Annotated in this window: 15 protein-coding genes; 5 read left to right on the forward strand and 10 right to left on the reverse strand. The window is 67.6% G+C overall.

Annotated elements, in window-relative coordinates; all coding sequences use genetic code 11:
- Positions 1-14: 14 nt before the first annotated feature.
- The 3 genes from AB0M22_RS24505 to AB0M22_RS24515 all read right to left on the reverse strand — a co-directional run bounded on the left by AB0M22_RS24505 (position 15) and on the right by AB0M22_RS24515 (position 3,562).
- Positions 15-1,022, reverse strand: coding sequence for an alpha/beta hydrolase (locus tag AB0M22_RS24505; RefSeq protein WP_364731048.1), 1,008 nt, complete (start codon positions 1,020-1,022; stop codon positions 15-17).
- Between the two features lie 229 nt (positions 1,023-1,251).
- The gene (locus AB0M22_RS24510; protein ID WP_364731051.1) at positions 1,252-2,859 is read right to left on the reverse strand and encodes an FAD-dependent oxidoreductase; all 1,608 of its coding nucleotides are present in this window, start codon (positions 2,857-2,859) and stop codon (positions 1,252-1,254) included.
- 52 nt (positions 2,860-2,911) lie between these two features.
- Positions 2,912-3,562 (reverse strand): TetR/AcrR family transcriptional regulator, encoded by a 651-nt coding sequence (locus AB0M22_RS24515; RefSeq protein ID WP_364731053.1) that lies wholly within the window; start codon positions 3,560-3,562, stop codon positions 2,912-2,914.
- A gap of 47 nt (positions 3,563-3,609) precedes the next feature.
- Between AB0M22_RS24515 and AB0M22_RS24520 the strand changes: the two genes are divergently transcribed.
- Positions 3,610-4,482 (forward strand): NAD(P)-dependent oxidoreductase, encoded by an 873-nt coding sequence (locus tag AB0M22_RS24520; protein WP_364731056.1) that lies wholly within the window; start codon positions 3,610-3,612, stop codon positions 4,480-4,482.
- A 3-nt stretch (positions 4,483-4,485) separates the two neighbouring features.
- Here the strand turns inward: AB0M22_RS24520 and AB0M22_RS24525 are convergent, their stop codons facing one another.
- The 4 genes from AB0M22_RS24525 to AB0M22_RS24540 form a co-directional block, all read right to left on the reverse strand.
- On the reverse strand, positions 4,486-4,932 hold the full coding sequence (locus AB0M22_RS24525) for a M15 family metallopeptidase (protein ID WP_364731963.1): 447 nt from the start codon (positions 4,930-4,932) through the stop codon (positions 4,486-4,488).
- A 136-nt stretch (positions 4,933-5,068) separates the two neighbouring features.
- Positions 5,069-5,392 carry a hypothetical protein gene (locus AB0M22_RS24530; RefSeq protein WP_364731058.1) on the reverse strand — a complete coding sequence of 108 codons (324 nt, stop codon included), beginning with the start codon at positions 5,390-5,392 and terminating at the stop codon, positions 5,069-5,071.
- Positions 5,389-5,649 carry a hypothetical protein gene (locus AB0M22_RS24535; protein ID WP_364731061.1) on the reverse strand — a complete coding sequence of 87 codons (261 nt, stop codon included), beginning with the start codon at positions 5,647-5,649 and terminating at the stop codon, positions 5,389-5,391. Before AB0M22_RS24535 ends, AB0M22_RS24530 begins: the two co-directional genes overlap by 4 nt.
- A 464-nt stretch (positions 5,650-6,113) precedes the next feature.
- On the reverse strand, positions 6,114-6,581 hold the full coding sequence (locus AB0M22_RS24540) for a hypothetical protein (RefSeq protein ID WP_364731064.1): 468 nt from the start codon (positions 6,579-6,581) through the stop codon (positions 6,114-6,116).
- A gap of 488 nt (positions 6,582-7,069) precedes the next feature.
- Between AB0M22_RS24540 and AB0M22_RS24545 the strand changes: the two genes are divergently transcribed.
- On the forward strand, positions 7,070-8,248 hold the full coding sequence (locus tag AB0M22_RS24545) for an alkane 1-monooxygenase (RefSeq protein ID WP_364731066.1): 1,179 nt from the start codon (positions 7,070-7,072) through the stop codon (positions 8,246-8,248).
- Positions 8,249-9,183: 935 nt separating this feature from the next.
- Here the strand turns inward: AB0M22_RS24545 and AB0M22_RS24550 are convergent.
- The gene (locus tag AB0M22_RS24550) at positions 9,184-10,860 is read right to left on the reverse strand and encodes a fumarate hydratase (protein ID WP_364731069.1); all 1,677 of its coding nucleotides are present in this window, start codon (positions 10,858-10,860) and stop codon (positions 9,184-9,186) included.
- 258 nt (positions 10,861-11,118) lie between these two features.
- Here AB0M22_RS24550 and AB0M22_RS24555 point away from each other — a divergent pair, with 258 nt between their 5' ends.
- The gene (locus AB0M22_RS24555; protein ID WP_364731071.1) at positions 11,119-11,589 is read left to right on the forward strand and encodes a MarR family winged helix-turn-helix transcriptional regulator; all 471 of its coding nucleotides are present in this window, start codon (positions 11,119-11,121) and stop codon (positions 11,587-11,589) included.
- 4 nt (positions 11,590-11,593) lie between these two features.
- On the opposite strand, the gene mftD is transcribed toward AB0M22_RS24555, so the two are convergent.
- Together mftD and mftE are read right to left on the reverse strand one after the other, a co-directional pair.
- Complete coding sequence (mftD, locus tag AB0M22_RS24560; RefSeq protein WP_364731073.1) at positions 11,594-12,817, reverse strand: pre-mycofactocin synthase MftD; 1,224 nt, start codon at positions 12,815-12,817, stop codon at positions 11,594-11,596.
- Positions 12,814-13,569 (reverse strand): mycofactocin biosynthesis peptidyl-dipeptidase MftE, encoded by a 756-nt coding sequence (gene mftE / locus AB0M22_RS24565; protein WP_364731075.1) that lies wholly within the window; start codon positions 13,567-13,569, stop codon positions 12,814-12,816. The genes mftD and mftE overlap by 4 nt, the downstream gene beginning before the upstream one ends.
- A gap of 40 nt (positions 13,570-13,609) precedes the next feature.
- Here mftE and mftR point away from each other — a divergent pair, with 40 nt between their 5' ends.
- A complete protein-coding gene (gene mftR / locus AB0M22_RS24570; protein WP_150404522.1) occupies positions 13,610-14,203 on the forward strand; it encodes a mycofactocin system transcriptional regulator in 594 nt (197 codons plus the stop codon).
- Positions 14,204-14,330: 127 nt separating this feature from the next.
- Positions 14,331-15,236 carry an STAS domain-containing protein gene (locus AB0M22_RS24575; RefSeq protein WP_040735778.1) on the forward strand — a complete coding sequence of 302 codons (906 nt, stop codon included), beginning with the start codon at positions 14,331-14,333 and terminating at the stop codon, positions 15,234-15,236.

Here is a 15,236-nt window from a genome sequence, read left to right on the forward strand (position 1 = left end):
TGTTGCTCCCCTGATCAATTCACTGCGTCGGCGAGCGCGTTGCGCTCCACGCTGAAGTACGTCTTGTCCGCGGGCAGCCGCCAGTTCGGTCCGACGAAGTAGTCCTTGGCGACCTCGTCGCCGAACGCCTGATAGCGCAGCCAGGCCAGCGCGGTACCGGCGGACAGGTAGTTGTCCAGCCCATCGACCGGCGAGAAGTGGCCCACCCCACGGGCATTGGCGATCCACGCGGGCGCTTGGAAGGTCAGGTTGTACTGCCACCAGCGCACCCAGGCGAAGTCCGGCACCACGAAATCGTTGTAGCCGGTGAGGAACAGCGTCGGCACCGAGACCAGCGCCCCGACCGCGAGCGGGCCCGGCTCGATCGCCAGCACGCCGCGCACCCGCATCGCCGGATCGATCATCGGCGCGATGCCCGGGAACAGGGTTCCCGCTTGCAGCGACGCCTGACCGCCGCCGGAATGACCGCCGAACAGGGTGCGGCTCAGGTCGACCTTGTTGTACAGCGGGGAATTCGGGTCCCGATTCGCGACGACCGCGGTGGCGACGCCGAGAGCGGGCACGTACGCGAGCGAATTGAAGAACTCGTACGGAATCACCACGACGAAACCATTACTGGCCCACTGCCGCGCGAGAGCGTCGTACATCCCCGGATTAGCGCTGAACCCGGAGGTGAACACCATCAGCGGCGCGCTGGGAAGTTCGGCGATATCGGCCGGGTAGTAGGTGTTCACCCCGACCGGCGACTCCAGGCCGTTGGGAAACGCCTGGGTGCAGGTCATGTCGTCACGATTGCCGAACAGGTGCACGACGATGTGTTCGAACATCCCCAAGATCGAGTCCTGGCACGGATTCGTCCGCACGGCCGTCGCGACGGGATAAGGGCCGGGCTTGTTGAACACACTCTGCGCGGTAGGTCCCGGGTCCGGCGGATCGGCAACGGCCGCGGGCGCCATCGCCACCGCGACCAGCACCCCCACCAACGCGACCCCCGAGCGCATCCATGCGGCACACCTCGTCATTGAGGACTCCCTCATCCATCCGGCAACACCGCCAGACCTCTGCAATTCGGTAGTGAAACCATTCAGTCTCGAATTCCAGAGAGAGTACCCGCGAGTGTCCCACGACACAATGGCCACGCAACGTGACCCGCCTCCCCGCGTCGCGATCTGCACCCTCACTCGGGATCCGCACTCGAAATAGGGCCCTAGAGCGAGTGCGGATCCCGAGTGAGGGTGCGGATTCCCGCCGTCAGCGCGCGGCGGTGAGGTCTCGGCCGGCGATCCAGCCCCAGGTCAAGGCCGAGGCTACGGTTAGTCCGCCAGCGAAGGTGCCGGGGCCGAAGACGGCGGCGGCCGCGTTGCCTGCGGCGTAGAGGCCGGGGATCGGGGTGTCGGACCAGTCGAGGACGCGGGCGCGTTCGTCGGTGCGCGGGCCGCCCTTGGTGCCGACGGCGCTCGGGTATACGGGGACGGCGAAAAACGGGGGCTCGCTGACCGGTCCGAGGTTGGGGTGCGCGGCGGACGGGTCGCCGAAGGCGTGTTCGTAGCGGGTGCGGCCGCGCTGGAAGTCGTCGTCGCGGCCGGCTTCGGCCATCGTGTTGAAGCGAGTGATGTTTTCCGCCAACGCCTTCGGCTCGATGTCGAGGAGTCCGGCGAGTTCGGCGAGGCTGCCGGCCGTGATCAGCCAGTCCGGTGCGGGCGTGTCGGCGGGGATGCCCGCGACCGAGTACTTGGCGCGGAACTGCGCGTCGCCGATCGCCCAGGCGGGCAGGTTGCGCGGGCGGTGGGTGTTGGGATCGAGTTCGGCGAAGGCGGCCGCGCAGTTGTGGCTGGACTCGTTGACGAAGCGGCCGCCGGCAGTGTTCACCCACAACACATGCGGCAGTGTACGTTCCGGCAGGGTGAGTTGCGGTTGCGGCGTCGCCTCGGCATCGGGCCAGGTCCGGCCGGGTGCCTGACACGCGGGCCAGGACCAGTACTCCCCCGTGTACGCCAGCGCCGCGCCGACCTGTCCGGCCATGCGCAGGCCGTCGCCGTGCTGGATCGGCGGCGTGACCGGATGGGTGACCGGGCCGGACAGCAGTTGCGAACGCAGGGTCGGGTCGTGTTCGAAACCGCCCGAGGCGATGACGACGCCGCGGTCCGCGCGGACGGTGCGGCGCGGGTTGTCGGTCCGTACCCCGGTGACGCGCCCGTCTTCGTCGCGAATCAGTTCGGTCACTCGGCAGTCGCGGATCAGGTGGACACCGGCTTTGCGGCAGCCGTGCAGCAGGCCGACGATGAGACCGGCGCCCATCGTCGCCACGCCCGCGGACATGCGCTGGGTGATCAGCTCCATCGGCGGCGGTCCGCCGGCGAACAGATTGTGCTCCATTACCTCCTGATTGGTCAGGACCGGCGCGAAAAACGGTGCGGGCCAGACCAGTTCGGACAGATCACCGAGGTCGCCGAGGTCCTGCGGGGCCGCCTCGACGTGGCGGGCGGTCTTGCCGCCGGGCAGCTCGACGAACGTGTCCGGATAGGACGGCACGGGCAGGAAACGGATCGGCGAACGCTCCTCGAGGAACCGCACCACCTCGGGCACGGTCCGCACGAACGTCTCCACCAGGGTGTCGTCGCGGCCGGGCGCCGCGGTCCGGCAGTAGGTCAGCGCCTCTTCGGTCGAGTCGGCGAAGCCCGCCTCGAGCATTCGGTGGTTGGCCGGGGCCCACACCTGACCGCCGGAGACCGCGGTCGAGCCGCCCCAGCGCGACGACGCCTCCAGCACCACCACCTCGGCGCCCCCGTCGGCCGCGGCCAGCGCCGCCGCCAAACCGGCCGCGCCCGAGCCGATCACCACTACATCCGCCTCGATCATGACTCTCTCCTCGCTTATTTGTGTATAAGTACACAAAATAGGTCAGTGGTTGTCAAGGGCGTCGAATCAGCCCGTCGAGCAGTGCGTTCAGACCGAAGTCGTAGTTGTCGAAGGCGTGCGGCCACTCGCCGGCGAACGCGGCGATGGCCGGGGTCTGTCCGGGGTCGGCGGCGGCGATCATCGCGGTTTGGAAGGTGGGACGATCCAGGTCGGAGGTGGTGCGCGCCATCGCGATTCGAATGGTCAGCACGCCGACGGTGTACTGCCACACCGTCCGGTAGGCGGCACCCGCCTGCTCGGCGGTGAGCCCGCACGCCAGGAAGGCCTGCAAGATCTCCTCGACCAGCCACAGGATCGATCGGCCGGCCAGGTCGCCGCCCGCCAGCACGCCGACCACCCACGGGTGCGCCGCGAGCTCGTCGTGCAGGAAGCGCCACAACACGATCAGGCGCTGCCGCGGATCGGCGGGCAGCTCCGGACGTTCGAGCGTGGCCGCGACGCGGTCCAGCAGCAACAGCAGCAGTTCGTCCTTGTCGCGGACGTGCCGGTAGATCGCCATCGGCGAGCTGGACAGGCGCTCCGCGACGGCCCGCATGGTCAGTGCGTCGATCCCGCCGGACTCGACGATCTCCTGCGCGACCAGAAGGATCGCGTCCTGCGAGAGCCTGGCCGGGCGCCCGCGGCGCCGCACCGAATCGTTCATCTTCGCAGTCTGACAGCTCGTTCAGCGGGGCTCGGTAGGGTGCCGGGATGGCGAAGATCGGTTTTCTCGGGGCGGGTCGGATGGGGTCGGGGATGGCGGCGCGGATGCTGTCCGCCGGACATGAGGTGGCGGTGTTCAATCGGTCGCCGGCGAAGGCGGCGGAACTGATTTCGGCCGGGGCGATTTCGGCGGCGACGCCGCGGGCGGCCGCCGACGGGGCGGACGCGATCATCTCGATGATGGCCGATGACGAGGCCTCGCGGGCCGTGTGGCTCGGCGCGGACGGCGCGCTGGCCGCGGATCTCGTGCCGGGCGGGTTCGCGGTGGAGTGCTCGACCATCTCCCGGCCGTGGGTGTTGCAGCTGGCGAAACAGGCCGGCGCACAAGGGCTTCGGTACCTCGACTCCCCCGTCACCGGGCTGCCGTCCGCGGCGGCGGCCGGCACGTTGACGCTGTTCGTCGGCGGCGACCCGGCCGATCTCGAAGCCGCCCGCCCGCTACTGGAACCGTTGTGCACCAGCATTATTCACTTCGGTGCGGTCGGCGCGGGCACCGCGTACAAGTTGGTGCAGAACCTGTTCGGCTCCATCCAGATCGCGGCGACGGCGGAGGCGCTGCGGGTCGCGGAACTGGCCGGACTCGACCTGGCGACCGTCGTCGACACCCTCGCGCACAGCATTTCCGGGAGCCCCAACGTGGCGCGCGTCGGCCGGTTGATGCTCGACGGCGTGTACGACCGGGATATCGCTTTCACCGGCACGCTGCGGTTGAAGGACACCCGCATCGGCGTCGAGTTGTCCGACGACGTGGACGGACCCGCCGCGCTGGGTCATGCCGCCCACGACATCTTCAGCCGACTCGTCGGCGCCGGCTACGGCGAGCTCGACGAGACCAAGGTCATCGATCTACTGCGGGAATGAGGTCTAGCGGCTGCTGGCGTCCGGGCGCATCGGCGGGCAGACCCCGCCGGGCACGGTGTTCAACTCGAAATGCCACCACTCGTTGTCGTACATCCGGCACAGGCCCCAGCGGGTTCCGTTGGCCTCCAGCCACTGCGCGCCCGCGATCGGGCCGACATCGACCGCCTTGCCGGACACGTGGGTCGACTCCTCCGGCGGCAGCACCCACCGGCGCGCCACATCGGGGCTGCCGTAGGTGGCCAGTCCGTTGTCCCACAGCTGCTGCTGTTCGCCGGGCGTGCGATACCCGGAGGTGATCGACAACGGCACGCCCTGCGCGTGCGCCTCGGACTCGGCCAGCGAGTAGGCCACCGCGAGCCCCGGCTCCAACCCCTCGGTCCCGGCCGCCGACCCCAGCGCCTCCCGCTGATCGATGGCCACACCCTGCTCGGCCGCCGCCTGCGGCGCCATCAGACCCGTCGCGACCAGCGCAGGCAACACCGCCACCGGTAGCCCGAGCGCCAGCCGATTCCGCACACCACTCCGCAACACCATGTCGGCGATGGTAACGGCCGAGGTCGGCGACAACCGAAGTCGCCGCCGACACTCAGAGATCGAGCTCGATCCGGAGCTTCGAGGACAGGCTCTCCATGGTCTCGGCACTGAGCTCGCCGAGTGGCCCGGACAGCCACGGCCGATAGGTGCTGGTGATCAGGTCGACCCGCACCCACCCCGCCACCGGGTCGGCGCTGCCGAGCAGGACCGCGACCATCGACTGCGGGTCCAAGCATTCGACGGGCGCGGTCAGCACCCGAACCCGCTCGTCGGGCAGGCGGTAGTCCGCCGAAACGACCACGCGGTACGGCGTGCGTGGATCGTTCTCCCGGGACGGACGGTCGCGCTCGAACTCGTAAACCTCGCCCCGCCTCATGCGCGCGGGCCGCGACGCGTCTCGGCGTCGGCGTCCGCCGCGTGTAGCTGGGCGAGCTCCGCCTCGGCCACTTCGACGTCGTGCATGCCGAGACTGCGGTCGCGGGCCGCCGAGCGGACGGCGTCCTGATACAGCATCCAGCTGTGCGCGCAGCGGGCGAAATACGGCGACAGTTGCATCCCGGCGGCAGCGGCGCCCTGCTGCAAATCCGCCAGCACCGCCTCGTCGACCGTGAGGGTGATCTTCCGTGTCGCCATACACCTCACCATACCATTGGCCATACCGTGAGCAGCCGGCGTTGGCTGCCACGCTTCAGTCGCGTTCGAGGCGGGCGTTCGGCGCAATGGGTTAGTTGACGAGGAGTCATAGTCGATGGGCATGGCCAATGCTTACCCGAAATCCGTTGCGTGGCAAATGCTTCATCCACAAGGAACGGCGGTTATCCACAATCTATCCCAGTGCTGTGGATCACAATCTGCGGCGGTTGCTACCAGTCCGATTCGCGAAAATTGCGGTGGTTTCCCGAGTTTCACGACCGTACCGTTCTCGCCCACATCCCCCGATTCGGCCGCGGACGCCACCCCGGGCTGAAGGAAGGGTGTGCGTCCGCAGGCCGAGCGGTTTGTGCACAGGCGGCGAAAGTGTCCACAATCGCTCCCCATCGATGTGAACAGCCACTACAACGGACAATTCGACTACGACACCGGACAATTCGGCCGAATCACTCGCGCAGCGGGGTGACCAGCGTCAGGTAGTCGCGTTCGGCGACCGAGGTGCGCATCGGCAGCGGGCGGCGAATCGCCTCGGCCGCTTCACGATTGCGCCCGATCCGCGCGATGATCTCGCTGCCGTGGTCGCGGGCGTAGTCGATGGCGATCTTGATCTTGGTGGCGTGCAGACTGGACTTCGCGCTGAGCACCTCGATGCGGCGCTCGACCGGACCGTCCAATTCCTGTAGGCGGGCAACGACTTCCCACACGTCCGGGCCCGCGACCAGCGCGGCGCGCCGATCGTTCATCGGCCCGCGGAACACGATGCCGGGATGATCGAGCTGATCGACGCCCTCCCGGATGAGGCGGTCGAGCAATGCGGTAGAAGTAGTACCCTCGCGAGCGGCACGTGCGGCCAACCGGCGGCTGGCGGATTGCGAGAGACGCAGTGTTGTCGTGATGACCCTGGACGTACTCATTGCCCTCCTCGACCTTCAATGGCATCTGCGATGAACGGCACCCTTGGAATCAACGATGTACATCGCTAAGGGTGCCTCGCGAACCGGCAGCGTCACCCCGGCGATCGGGGTGACATTTGTGTGTCCGCACAAAAGCCTCCGCGAAAATCGAACGGTCGGCTCAGCCCGCGTACTCCCCGCCCAACAGCCGCATATCGGACGGTTCGGCACCGGGCGCGACGGGTCTTTCGACCGTCTGCCAGCAACCGCCACCGGCGACGCCGATCCGGCGCGACCCCGCGATCGGCACTTCCCCGGCGGCCGGCCTGCGGGTCTGATACGACCCGTTTACCCTGCTGAGTTGGGCGACCTGTCACAATTCGGAACGCTTTCGCTCCACACCGGTAACGAGATCCACCGTCTCGGCGACTCAGCTATCACAACCAACAAACGCACAGTGGATAATTCAGCAGTCTCAACAGATTACGGTTGCCCGGCGCCGCAATCTCATGGAAAGAAGCAAGCAGATCAACCGTCGTCAGCCCCGAGGCCAGGACCGCAAGCGCTCGCTGTGGATGCTCGGCCTGATCGCGCCCATGTGCGCACTGCTCCCCTCGCAGCTCGTGCTGCACACCGGCGCGCCGGTCTTCTGGTGGATCGGTCCGATCATCGTGTTGATCGTCATCCCGGTGCTGGACTGGGTGGTCGGCGAGGACGGCGCGAATCCGCGCGACGAAGACTACGAGTTGCTCTCCGGAGATCGCTATTACCGCTGGTGCACCTATCTTTTCCTGCCGATCCAGCTGTTCGGGCTCGGCATCGCGAGCTACCTGTGGGCCGGTGACGAACTCACCACGGTGGACAAGCTCGGCCTGGCCGCGACGCTCGGTTTCGTCAGCGGCATCGGCATCAACGCCGCGCACGAACTCGGGCACCGGGTCGAGCACCTGGAACGCTGGCTGGCGAAAATCGCACTCGCCCAATCGGGTTACGGCCACTTCTTCGTCGAACACAATCGCGGCCATCATGTGCGGGTCGCGACGCCGGAGGATCCGGCCAGCGCCCGGCTCGGCGAATCGCTGTGGGAGTTCCTGCCGCGCAGTGTGAGTGGCGGTTTCCGCTCGGCCATCCGGCTCGAACGCGAGCGGCTCGCGCGCAAGGAACGCGGCTGGTGGGACATCGACAACCACATCTTGCAGGCGTGGGCGATGACCGTGGTGCTGTTCGGCACGCTGGTCGCGCTGTTCGGCTGGCACATCCTGCCCTGGCTGGCACTGCAAGCCGTGATCGGCATCGCGCTGCTGGAGACGGTGAATTACGTCGAGCACTACGGCCTGCTGCGCGCCCGCCGCAGCAATGGTCGCTACGCCCGCTGCTCGCCACGGGACAGCTGGAACAGCGACCGCCTGGTCACCAACATCTTCCTGTTCCACCTACAGCGGCACAGCGACCACCACGCCAATCCGGGACGCCGGTACCAAACTCTGCGCAGCTCGGCCCAAGCGCCGCAGCTGCCAGCGGGTTACGCGACGATGGTCGTGCTCGCGGCCATCCCCCCGCTGTGGCGCATCGTGATGGACCATCGCGTGCTCGCCCACTACAACGGCGACATCACCCTCGCCAACGTGCAACCGCCCAAGCAGGGCCGGTTGCGCGCAACCCTGGCATACCGACGGGCAACCGGCTGATCGTCGCGTCCCCGCGACGATCAGCCGGGTACATCAGACCCGTGGGCGGCTGCGCACACCTCGCTCATCCACGGCGTGCCCTCTTGCGATCGTTGCCGAGGTCCGATCGCTGACAGCGGCCCCCACTGTGTACCAAGCGACAGATAGGGGCGGCTTCGCACACCTGGTTCATCTATTGCATACCTCTTAGCACGCAGAAGGGTGTGCGAGGAATCAAGCACCTGTGCGAAGACGGTGCGCGGTTGGTTGTGATGGTGCGGCTTTGGGGGTGGGGACTCTTCGGGGAGGTGTACTTGTCCCGTGTTTTCACCGGGTAGTGCTGGGCGCGTCGTGTGCCGTACCCTGCCTTCCCCTTACGGTCAGGCGCGCGGGGTGATCTTCCGGCCTGGCCGGGTGGCTGTGGTGCTGTTCAGAGAGTTCCGGGAGAGAGTTGGGTGTGTGTGTGTGTGTGGGGGGGCGGTGCCGGGGTGGATGGTGCTGCTGTTGTGACGGGTGCAGTTGAGGCGAGTCGAATGGTTGCTAGTTGATCTTCAACAGCGACCATTTGACTCGCCTCGATTCCGCCAACGACCATTTGACTCGCCTCAACTGCGTGTCAGCTGGCTCCGGTTGACTCCCCGCGCAGAAACTCCCGCTCGACCCGGGCCCTCCCCGAAGTTCTCGAGAACAGCACCACAGCCACCCGGCCAGGCTGGAAGATCACGCCACGCGCCTGACCGTAAGGGGAAAGCCGGGAACCCCACCTCACGCGCCCAGCATTACCCGATCATTCCCCGGGACCAGCAAACAACCTTGGACCGGGACCGCCACGGACAAGTCCCGCAGCGATACCTCCGGAACCGTCGGCAAACCGATCACCCCGGGACCGGCAAACATCACCGGACCACCGCCGCCACGGACAAGCCCGCAGCGACGCCCCGGAACCGCCGGCGACCTCAGACCCGTTCCGCCGAACGCGTGCGTACACGCAGGGCGATCGGCTTCTGCGTTTCGGCGAAGAAGTCGTTGCCCTTGTCGTCCACGACGATGAACGCGGGGAAGTCCTCGACCTCGATCTTCCACACGGCTTCCATGCCGAGTTCCGGGTATTCGAGGACCTCGACGGACTTGATGCAGTCGAGCGCGAGGCGGGCGGCGGGGCCGCCGATCGAGCCGAGGTAGAAGCCGCCGTGCTCGTTGCACGCCTTGGTCACCTGGGCGGAGCGGTTGCCCTTGGCCAGCATCACGTGCGAGCCGCCGGCCGCCTGGAACTGGTCGACGTAGGAGTCCATCCGGCCTGCGGTGGTCGGACCGAACGAGCCGGAGGCGTAACCCTCGGGGGTCTTGGCTGGGCCCGCGTAGTAAACGGCCATGTCGCGCAGGTACTGCGGCATCGGCTCGCCGGCGTCGAGGCGTTCCTTGATCTTGGCGTGCGCGATGTCGCGGGCGACGACCAGCGGGCCGGTCAGCGAAAGCCGGGTCTTCACCGGGTATTTCGACAGCTCGGCGCGGATCTCCGACATCGGCCGGTTCAGGTCGATCTGCACCACGTCGCCGCCGAGGATCGACTCGGTCTGCTCCGGCAGGTAGTGCGCGGGCTCGCGCTCGAGCTGCTCCAGGAAGACACCCTCGGCGGTGATCTTGGCCAGCGCCTGCCGGTCGGCCGAGCAGGACACCGCGATGGCCACCGGGCAGCTGGCCCCGTGCCGGGGCAGCCGCACCACGCGCACGTCGTGGCAGAAGTACTTGCCGCCGAATTGCGCGCCGATGCCGAAGGATTGGGTGAGCTTGAAGACCTCTTCCTCCAGCTCCAGATCCCGGAACCCGTGCGCGGCCAGGGATCCCTCGGTGGGCAGGTTGTCCAGGTAGTGCGCGGACGCGTATTTGGCCGTCTTCAAGGCGAATTCGGCGCTGGTGCCGCCGATCACCACCGCGAGGTGGTACGGCGGGCAGGCCGCGGTGCCGAGCGAGCGGATCTTCTCGTCCAGGAACTCCAGCATGCGCGTGGGGTTCAGCACGGCCTTGGTCTCCTGGTAGAGGAACGACTTGTTCGCCGAACCGCCACCCTTGGCCATGAACAGGAACTTGTACGCCGGATGCGCGGGATCGCCTGGCGTGGAATACAACTCGATCTGCGCGGGCAGGTTGGACCCGGTGTTCTTCTCGTCCCACATGGTGATCGGGGCGAGCTGGGAGTAGCGCAGGTTCAGCTTGGTGTAGGCGTCGTAGACGCCGCGGCTGATCCATTCGGCGTCGTCCACACCGGTCAGCACGCCCTCGGACTTCTTGCCCATGACGATCGCGGTGCCGGTGTCCTGGCACATCGGCAGGATGCCGCCCGCGGAGATGTTCACGTTCTTGAGCAGGTCCAGCGCGACGAAGCGGTCGTTGCCGCTGGACTCCGGGTCGTCGATGATCTTGCGCAGCTGCGCAAGATGGGTGGGCCGCAGGTAGTGGCTGATGTCGTGCATCGCCTCGGCGGTCAGCAGGCGCAGCGCCTCGGGCTCGACCTGAAGGAAGGTGCGGCCGCCGACCTCGAAGGTGCGCACGCCCTCGGTGGTGAGCAACCGGTAGGAGGTGTCGTCCGCGCCGATCGGCAGCAGGTCTGAATAGCGAAAGTCCGGCGCGGTCACGGGAACGCACTCCTTCGGGCGGGGGCAGGGCTGGTCACAGGCACAGCGAGCGTATCCACCCGGCTACGTCACACGATGGTTAGGCAAGGCTTATCCCTAGCAGTTGACACAAAAGGTTGCACGTTCAACCCCGGGGGTGCTACCTGTCGTTCCACACAAAAGCGTTAGGACGTCCAAGCGTCCCTTCGCCGCAACAACCGCCGCGCGACACACAACGACGCGCGACAATGTATGAACGCCAGAGTTTGGAGCGCTATCGTGACCGATCCCCATTGGCTCGATGACGTCGAAATGCGCGCCTGGGTGGGCTTCGTGCGCACCCGCGACCTCATCGCCGCGGCGGTCGGGCGAGACTCGACGCGCGAATCGAATCTCACCTATGTCGAATACTCGGTGCTGGCCTTCCTGAGCAAGACCCCGGACAGCCGCTGCACCTTCGCCGATCTCGCCGCGCAGCTCGAGTGGTCGCAGAGCCGGCTTTCGCATCAGATCACCCGGATGGAGAAGCGCGGACTCGTTGTCCGCGAACCGATCCCCGACGACGCGCGCCGCACCGCGGCCCGGCTGACCCCGCGCGGCGCCGAGGTGCTGACCGGGGCCGCGCCCGCGCACGTGGTCAGCGTGCGCAAGCACATGATCGACATTCTCGACCGGCAGCAGCTGGCCGCGCTCGCCGACATCTACGACACCCTCCTCGCGCACCATCGGCAGACAACCAGCGAGAACTGACCGCTCAGGCGGAGGTGCTGGCCACCAATTCGATTGGCCCGTCGGCCGATTCGCGGGCGGGCAGGCCGAGCGCGCGCTCGAATCCCGCGGGCACCACGAGGTCGCTGCGATCCAGTTCGGCGACACTGGTTTTGCGCAAACCGAGCAGCGCCGAGTCGATCCCGCCGCGCAGGATGTCGAGCACGTTCTCCACGCCCGCTTGCCCATTCGCGGCCAGGCCCCACAGGTACCCGCGCCCGATCATCACCGCGCGAGCACCCAGCGCCACCGCCTTCACCACGTCGCTACCGCGCCGGATGCCGCCGTCCAGCACCACCTCGATCTGCGACCCCACCGCTTCGGCCACCGCGGGCAGCGCACGGATGGCCGCAGGCGTCCCGTCCAGGTTGTTTCCGCCGTGGTTGGACACCGAGATGGCCGCGACGCCCGCATCGACCGCACGCAGCGCGTCATCGACCCGGATGACGCCCTTGAGCATCACCGGTCCGTCCCACTGGTCGCAAATCCATTGCACGTCCGCCCAATCCGGCGGCGGGGTGCCCATCCATTCGCCGTAGGCGCCGAAGAATCCGGGCGCCGGGCCGTCGCCGATGGCCATGTTCGGCGCGGTGAGATCCGGGATGTGCCCGGACTTCGCGTAGGTGGCCAGCCAGCGCGGCCGGGCCAGGGTCTGCGGCGCGAACTTCAGCATGGTGCGCAGATCGAGCTTCTCCGGGATGACCGGGCTCCCCCAGTCCCGGCCGTGCGAGAACGACCAGTCCAGGGTCAGGATCAGGCCCACCGCGCCGGCCGCCTTCGCCCGCGCCATCCGTTGCAGGATCTCGTCTTTGCTGCCGCACCAGTACATCTGGAAGAAGGTCGCCGGGTTGGCCGCGATCACCTCTTCGATCGGCTTGCTGGCAAAGGAGCTGAGCCCCATCGCGATTCCGCGCGCGGCGGCCGCACGGGCCACGGCCACTTCACCATCGGGGTGCACGGCCTGCACACCGGTCGGCGAGATCAGGACCGGCATCGAAAGATGTTGGCCGAGAACGGTGGTCGACTGGTCGCGATCGCCGATGGCGCCGGCGACGTGCGGGGCGAAACCGAGTTCGGTGAACGCCTGCTGGTTGTCCTCGATCGTCTGACCGCGCTCGGATCCGGCGATCAGCGCGCCGTACACCGACTTCGGCAGTCTCTTCTTCGCACGCCGCTGCGCTTCGGCAACGGTTTCGAACCACGGGTTCATGGTCGGAGGGTCCTTTCGGGAGCGGCTACCGGCCACCACAGCCGGGTTCGGTCGAGCAAGTCGGTGGTCAGATGGTCGAGCAGGGCGGCGCCCTCATCGGCGCTGGCGCCGGTGGGATCGCCGAGCACGCCGTTGGCGCTGACCGAGCGCACCCCCGCGCCGCGCAGCAACGGCATGAGCTGGGCGAGCGGACGGACATCGCCGGCCTCGGCGCGGTCGAGCCGCACCCGGTCCGGGGTGAGGGCCAGTTGCACGGCGGTTTCCGAGCGGCCCGCGTGCAGATCGCCTTGGTAGCGCGGCAGATACACCCGCACGTCGCGGAATTCGGCGCGCAGCAACGTTTCCGCGCGGCGCAGCGGTTCGAGGTTGCCGCCGTGCCAGTTGACGAGCAGGATGCGGTCGAAGGTGTCGGTCGCCGACCGGCACAGCTCGACCACCAGCAGTTCCAGCGCGGCCTGCCCGATGGACAGCGTGCCGGGGAAGCCCGCGTGCTCGCCGCTGGCGCCGTACGGGATGGCCGGTGCGACAAGCACATCCGGCCGGACCGCGGCCAGCCGCGCGCACAGCGCCGCGGCGATGTCGGTGTCGGTGGACAGCGGCAGGTGCGGTCCGTGCTGTTCGGTCGCACCGACCGCGACCGCGAGAATCGCGTCCGCGGCCGCCCGCTCCCCGGCTTCGGGCCAGGTGAGATCGGCCGCCGCGGCGGCCGGATCAGCCGGCCCACCATTGTGGCCTGCGACACTTTCGGACATATCCGGAGATTATCGTCAGTCACTGACATAATCAATAGCCGTGCCAGCCAGGACCACCCGCGGTCGCCCGCGCGGGACCAGCAAACGCGAACTCGAGCTGATCGCCATGCGACTGTTCACCGAGCAGGGCTTCGAGGACACCACCGTCGAGCAGATCGCCGCCGCCGCCGGGATCAGCGGCCGCACCTTCTTCCGCTACTTCCCGACCAAGGCCGAGGTGCTCTGGTACCAGTTCGATGACGAAGTCACCGCTCTGCGCACCGCGTTCGCCGAGGTGCCCGACGATGTTCCGATGATGACCGCGGTGCGTCGAGTTGTCGTGAACGCCAATCGGTATCGGGCCGAGGACGTGCCCGAGCTACGCACCCGCATGCAACTGGTCGCCACCATCCCCGCCCTGGCCGCCACCGCGGGCGCGCACTACGACGCCTGGGAACACGCGGTCAGCGACTTCGCCGCCCGCCGCCTCGGCGAACCGGACAACGCCCTGATCCCGCTGGCCGTCGGACGCACCACACTGGCTGCCGCCCGCGCCGCCTTCGACGCCTGGCTGGCCCGCGCCGACGCCGACCTCACCGTCTATCTGGAGGAGGCGCTGCGCGGACTCGAGCGCGGATTCGCCCCGCTACCGTGAATCGCAAGCGAACAACCGGCAGGTTTCATCCGCAACCCGGTTGGGGTATGACTAGGCTCGGTGTCGGCCTCACGGCCGAGACGCACGATGATCCCGACTCAAACCGTCGAAAGGGGCAGGAGTTTCCATGTCCGAGGTGTCCATGAGCCTTTCGGCGGATTCGCTGACCGCGGGACCGGTCGACAACCTGCTTCCGCAGTTGGTCGAGCATCTGCGCCAGAACCGCACCGCCCTGCGTGAGGAGTGGGCTCGCCGCATCACCGACGCGCAACTCCTGACCGCGATGACCCCGGAGGAAATCTTCTCCGAGGCGACCTCCGTCTACGACAACTACGTCGAGGTGCTCGAGACCGGTAGCGTCGAGGCGTTGCAGGCCTACGCCCGCGATCTGTCCGAGCGCATCATTCCGAGAGGCGTCGAAACCGACGAGGTCCTCGGCATCGTGCTGCTGCTGCGCGACGTGCTGGCCCGCTCGCTGTTCGAGAAGTACCAGGCCGACTTCCAGTTACTGAACGCCGTGCTCGACGCGTACGAACCGGCGGCCAACCGCATCGCCAACACCGTGGGCGTCTCCTTCGTCCAGGAGCGCGAGCGCGTCATCCGCCAGCAGCAGGAAGCGATCCGCGAGCTGTCCACTCCTGTTCTCCAGGTGCGTGAACAGCTACTCATCCTGCCCATCATCGGTGTGCTGGACAGCCAACGCGCTCGCCAGCTCACCGAGCAGCTGCTGCGCGCGATCCGGGCCAACCGCGCCAAGGTCGTCGTCATCGACATCACCGGTGTGCCGCAGATCGACTCGACCGTGGCCAACCACCTGGTGCAGACCGTCGACGCGTCCGGCCTGATGGGTGCGAACGTGATCATCACCGGCCTGTCCTCGGAGATCGCGCTGACGCTGGTGACCATCGGGCTGGATCTGTCGAAGATGAATGCGGTCGGTGACCTCCAAGGTGGTATCGAGGAAGCCGAACGTCTGCTGGGTTACGAGGTTTCCCGAGTCGCCGAACGGGTTACCGAACGCGACGGCCGCTAG

The organism is Nocardia sp. NPDC051756, from assembly GCF_040681495.1.
GTDB lineage: Bacteria > Actinomycetota > Actinomycetes > Mycobacteriales > Mycobacteriaceae > Nocardia.

What these genes read in the sequence shown, in the direction of transcription:
- AB0M22_RS24505 (WP_364731048.1), bottom strand. Translation starts at nt 1,022, where the DNA reads ATGACGAGGTGTGCCGCATGGATGCGCTCGGGGGTCGCGTTGGTGGGG.
- AB0M22_RS24510 (WP_364731051.1), bottom strand. Translation starts at nt 2,859, where the DNA reads ATGATCGAGGCGGATGTAGTGGTGATCGGCTCGGGCGCGGCCGGTTTG.
- AB0M22_RS24515 (WP_364731053.1), bottom strand. Translation starts at nt 3,562, where the DNA reads ATGAACGATTCGGTGCGGCGCCGCGGGCGCCCGGCCAGGCTCTCGCAG.
- AB0M22_RS24520 (WP_364731056.1), top strand. Translation starts at nt 3,610, where the DNA reads ATGGCGAAGATCGGTTTTCTCGGGGCGGGTCGGATGGGGTCGGGGATG.
- AB0M22_RS24525 (WP_364731963.1), bottom strand. Translation starts at nt 4,932, where the DNA reads ATGGCGCCGCAGGCGGCGGCCGAGCAGGGTGTGGCCATCGATCAGCGG.
- AB0M22_RS24530 (WP_364731058.1), bottom strand. Translation starts at nt 5,392, where the DNA reads ATGAGGCGGGGCGAGGTTTACGAGTTCGAGCGCGACCGTCCGTCCCGG.
- AB0M22_RS24535 (WP_364731061.1), bottom strand. Translation starts at nt 5,649, where the DNA reads ATGGCGACACGGAAGATCACCCTCACGGTCGACGAGGCGGTGCTGGCG.
- AB0M22_RS24540 (WP_364731064.1), bottom strand. Translation starts at nt 6,581, where the DNA reads ATGAGTACGTCCAGGGTCATCACGACAACACTGCGTCTCTCGCAATCC.
- AB0M22_RS24545 (WP_364731066.1), top strand. Translation starts at nt 7,070, where the DNA reads ATGGAAAGAAGCAAGCAGATCAACCGTCGTCAGCCCCGAGGCCAGGAC.
- mftD (WP_364731073.1), bottom strand. Translation starts at nt 12,817, where the DNA reads ATGAACCCGTGGTTCGAAACCGTTGCCGAAGCGCAGCGGCGTGCGAAG.
- mftE (WP_364731075.1), bottom strand. Translation starts at nt 13,569, where the DNA reads ATGTCCGAAAGTGTCGCAGGCCACAATGGTGGGCCGGCTGATCCGGCC.
- AB0M22_RS24575 (WP_040735778.1), top strand. Translation starts at nt 14,331, where the DNA reads ATGTCCGAGGTGTCCATGAGCCTTTCGGCGGATTCGCTGACCGCGGGA.